Here is a 4799-nt window from a genome sequence, read left to right as displayed (position 1 = left end):
TGACGGTGGAGCCGGGTTTGCTGGCGGTGGTGAGCCGTTCGAACGCGTCGAAGGTGTAGCTGTCGGTGGCGGTGCCGAGTGTCCGGCCGGCGAGGGTGCCGCGGGGGGTCCAGGTCCACGTTTCGGCTGCCTGTCCCGCGCCGTTGGCGGCCGACGCGCGGTTGCGGGCGTCGTAGGTGGTGGTGCGGGTGCCGGTGGGGTCGGTGACGGTGGTGCGGTTGGACGCGCCGTCGTAGCCGTACGTGGTCTGGATGTTGCCGGGTTTGGTCCAGGCGGTGAGCCGGTTCAGGCCGTCGTAGGCGTAGGTGTGGGTGCCGGCGCCGGCGATGCCGGCGGTGGTGCGGGTCGTGAGCTGGTCGTCGCGGTCGTAGCCGTAGGTGACCGAGGCGGTGGTGGTGCCGTTGGGTTTCTTCAGGACGTCGGTGGCGGGGCGGGCGAGGTTGTCGTAGGTGTAGGTGCGGGTGGGTCCGCCGGTGCCGTAGGTGATCTGGCCGACCTGGCCGCTGTTCTTGTAGGTGTAGCTGGCGGTGACGCCGGTGAGCGGGTCGGCGACGGTGGCGGGCATGCCGGCGGCGTTGTAGGTGAAGGTGGCGGTGCCTGCCGGGTCGGTGCGGGTGGTGAGGTTGCCGTCGCTGTCGTAGGTGTAGGCGGCGGCTCCGGCCGCGCCGGTGGTCGACAGCAGTTGTCCGCGGTCGTTCCACGCGTAGGTGGTGGCGCCGCCAGGCCCGCCGACGGAGGTGGTCCTGCCCAGCGCGTCGTAGTCCAACTGGCGGGCCGCCGTCGCGCCGGTTCCGGTGCCGGTTTCGCCGGTGAGGTTGCCGAGCCGGTCGTAGGTCAGGGTGCGGGTGACGCCGCCGGGCAGCAGGTAGGCCACGGGTTGGCCGGCGGCGTCGTAGCCGGTGGTCCAGGTGCGGTCGGCCGGGTCGGGATGGGTGGTGGTGGCGGGTTCGATGACCGAGGCGGTCTGTCCCCACGGGGTGTAGGTGTAGGTGGTGGGGTTGGTGTTGCCGTCGACCATGCGGGTGCGCCGCCCGGCGGGGTCGTAGCCCAACTGGACGGTTACGGCGGTGGCCGGGTCGGTGGGGTTGCGGCGCTGGGTGATGGAGGTGAGCTGCCCGGCGGGGTCGTAGCCGTACTGGGTGAGCCGGCCCTCGGGGGTGGTGGCGGTGGTGGGCCGGCCGGCGCCGTCGTAGGCGGTGGTGGCGGTGCGCAGGACGGTGCCGCAACCGCCGGTCGTCGTGGCGGTGCAGTCGGCGACGGCGGTGCGGCGGCCGGCCAGGTCGTAGGTGTACGTGGTGACCGGGTCGACGTAGCTGCTGCCCTTGCCCTTGACGGTGGTGGCGGGCCGGCCGGCCAGGTCGTAGCCGGTCTGGGTGAACCGGTCGGTGGGGTCGGTGACGCGCAGCGGCTCGCCGGCCTTGTTGTACGAGGCCGTGGTGGCGTGCCCGAGCGGGGTGGTGACCGTGGTGAGGTTGCCGGCGTCGTCGCGGCCCAGCGTGGTCGTCAGGTAGGCGGTGGTGCCGTTGGCGCGGTCGGTGACGGTGGCGGTCACCTGGTGGCCGAGGTCGTTGTAGGTGGCCGAGGTCGCCCCGCCGGTCGGGTCGGTCGTCGACAGTGGCGCGCCGACCCGGTCGTAGCCGTACCGCCACACCGGGGCAGGCTTGGGGCCGTCGCCGTCGGGGTCGGGCAGGGTACGGGACACGAGGTTGCCGTGCCCGTCGTAGGCGTGGCTGGTGACCCGGCCCAGCGGGTCGGTGACGCGCTCCACCAGCCCCTGGGTGTTGTACGACAGGCGTTGGGTGGCGATGATGGCCACGCCGCCGGGCGGGGTGTAGGTGGGCAGGGTGATCGCGGTGGGCCGCCCGCCTGCGTCCATGGTGGTGGTGGTGACGAAACCGTTGGGGTCACGCTGGTGGGTGGCCTCACCGAACGTGTTGTACCCGACCGTGGCGACCGGCTCCGCCGAACTGCTGGTGCCGCCGGTCCAGACCGTGCGGGCCTCGCCGGTGGCGGTGGACGGGTTGCCGGCGATGTCGTGGGTGAAGCGGGTCTCGGTGCCGGCCGGGTCGGTGACCTGCGTAACCAGGCCGCGGGAGTCGCGCTGGTACGTGGTGGTCAGGGCGGCCGGGGCGCCGCCGGTGTTGGCGACGGTCTCGGTGAGGACGCGGCCGGCGTCGTCGTACGTGTAGCCGGTGGCCTCGGACCGGCCCGGTGAGGCGGCGCCGGTGCGGGTCGCGGTGGCCACTGACCCGTCGAGGTTGCGGGTGTAGACGGTGGCCCGGTCCAGGCCGGCCGGGTCGAGGTGTTCCTCCTTGACGTGGCCGGCCTTGTCGTACACGAAAGTGGCCGTGACGCCGCCGGCGGTGGTGCGGCGGTTGACCTGCCCGGCGGCGTTGTAGTCCAGTTCGGTGAGCATGGTCTGGCTGGTGACGTCGCCGTCGGCGTTGCGTCGCAGCCGGGCGGTGCCGGCGGGCAGGTTGTCGCCGTAGTACGTGTAGCCGGTCTCCCGGCCCATCGCGTCCACGACGGAGGCGAGCCGGCCGGCCGGGTCGTACGCGCGCGACTCCATGACCAGGCTGCCGGCGTTGGGGTTCATCGGATCCACGTCCACGCCGGTGGCGACCGTCTCGATCAGCCGGTGCCCCTCGTCGTAGGCGTGCTGCAGCAGCATGCCGTGGGGCAGCCGGCGGGCGACCAGGTCACCGCGGGAGTCCCAGTCCAGGTCCGTGGTGAACATGTCCGGGGTCCGGATCGTGTCCAGCCGGCCCAGCGCGTCGTAGGTGCGCGTCCAGACGCGCATCGTGTCGGCGCCGGCGCCCGCGCCGCCGGTGTCGTGGACGGTGGTGCGGGTCGGCTGTCCCGCGGCGTTGTACTCGTGGACGGTCGTAGCGCGGTGGGCCTGCCCGCTGACCGGGTTGGTGATCGACGGTGCCGTCACCGAGGTCGGCAACGACGCGGCGTTGTACGCGTAGCTGGTCGTGCCGTACGCGTCGTCGTCCGCCGCGGTGCCGGTCGTGGTGGACGTGGCCCGGCCCAGCGCGTCGTGGGCGTTGCGGACGGTCAGCCCGACCGGGTCGACGGTGCGCACCAGGTCCCCGGCGGTGTTGTAGTAGTGGTGGCTGGTCTTGCCGTTGCGGCCGGTGGTCGACAGCAGCAGCCCGGGCGGGACGGGGCCGGTGCCGGCGGGTTCGGCGGCCTCGGTGCCGGTGGAGTAGGCGAATGTCTCCGTCGGCGCGGTGGCCTGCCCGGACGGCGGCACATACGTGACGGCGGTGACCCGCCCGGTGGTGTCGATGGTGTACGTCGTGCGGTAGGTGGTGTCGGTCGCCGATGCCGAACGGGCGTCGGCCGCCCAGATCCGCACGTCGTTGCGCGGGTCCAGCGGGTCGGCGGCGTTGAGGTAGTAGCCGGAGTAACTGGTCAGGCACTGCGACGCCGTGCGGCAGGTGGTCTGGCCGAGCACGTTGCCGCGCTTGTCGGTGTCGTAGCTGACGGCGTTGCCGTTGGCGTCGGTGTGTTTGGACACGAATCCGCGGGCGTTGTATGTCCACGCCTGCTCGCCGAACGTGTCGGTGCGGGACTTCAGGCGGCCGCCGTGCGTCGTGTCGTGCCGGTACGTGACCGGCTCGGCGTTGTCCGGGGCGAGCACGACGACCCGGTCGCCGTCGTCCGGTGTCGGCGCGCCCAGGTCCCAGGAGGCGCCGTGGCGGTCGGTGATGGTGGCCACCCGGCCGGACGGGCCGTCGTAGCCCAGTTGCAGGGCGGTGCCCTGGCCGGCGGTGTCGAGCGGTTCGGTGACGGTGGTGAGCCGCACGGTGGGGTTGCGGGCGGCCCAGTGCGCGGCGACCTGCGTCGGACCCAGCGGGTGCCGGTAGTAGGCGGCCTCGTCGATGTGCCCGGTGAACGGGAACGCGCCGACGACGGTGGCCGGCCAGCCGGCCGAGCCGCGGCCGTTGCCGAACTGCGCGTACACCATGTCCCGGTGGTCGATCAGCCGGCCGGTGATGGGCGTGCCGACCGACCCGCCGTCGAGATAGAGCTGCTGGGCGTCGCCCGCGCCGGAGAGCACGACATGGTGCCACGCACCGTCGTCGACCCGGCCCGGGGACAGCATCTGGGTCGAGGCCGGTTCGGTCCACGTCCGCCCGTGCAGCCGCCCGTCGGTGCCCACGTACAGCACCGGGGTCCACTGTGTGGCGCTGGCCAGGCTGGTCAGGTCGTCGTTCTGCATGCCGAACAGCACGCCGTTCTCCCCGGCGGCGGCCTTGAACCACAGCTCCACGGCCAGCCCGATCGACGTGTCGGCCAGGTTCTTCGGCAGCGTGACCGCGCTCGTGGGTGACGCCCCGAAATCCGCCGCGGTGTCCGGCGAGCCGGCCAGCGCCCCCGGCACCCCCGAGGTCACCCCTTCGTACGACCCCTGACGCTCACCGGCCTTGGTGGCCACCACGTTGACCGCATCGGCCGTGTCGGTCGGCTCGCCCAGCGGCCAGTACCCGGCCGGGTTGTCGTCGGTCACCACCGACCGGTAGTGCGACGAGCCGGTGTAGGCGTAGCCGGTGCACGACTGGGCCGACAGCGGCGTACACACCTGCGTGAGCCGGTCCCCGTCGTAGCCGTACGTCCACGCCGGGGCCGTCGCGCCGGTCACGGGTGGGTCGGTGGCCACCCGGGTGACGTGCCCGCCGGTCCAGGTCAGGTGCAGCTTCCGGCCGCTGGCCACATCGGTGATGGTGGCCAGTTTCCCGCCGCCGTCGTAGGCGTACGTCTGGATCCGGCCGTCGGGATCGACCACGGAG

At 72.9% G+C, this 4799-nt stretch carries 1 protein-coding gene; it reads right to left on the bottom strand.

Annotated elements, in window-relative coordinates:
- On the bottom strand, positions 1–4799 hold a 4799-nt coding region (locus tag VFO68_RS33725; RefSeq protein ID WP_325162495.1), incomplete at both ends, for a LamG-like jellyroll fold domain-containing protein.

Source organism: Actinophytocola sp. (assembly GCF_035712165.1).
GTDB lineage: Bacteria > Actinomycetota > Actinomycetes > Mycobacteriales > Pseudonocardiaceae > DASYTH01.
The sequence above is the reverse complement of the archived record's forward strand: the minus strand, read 5'-3'. Positions and strand labels throughout refer to the sequence as shown.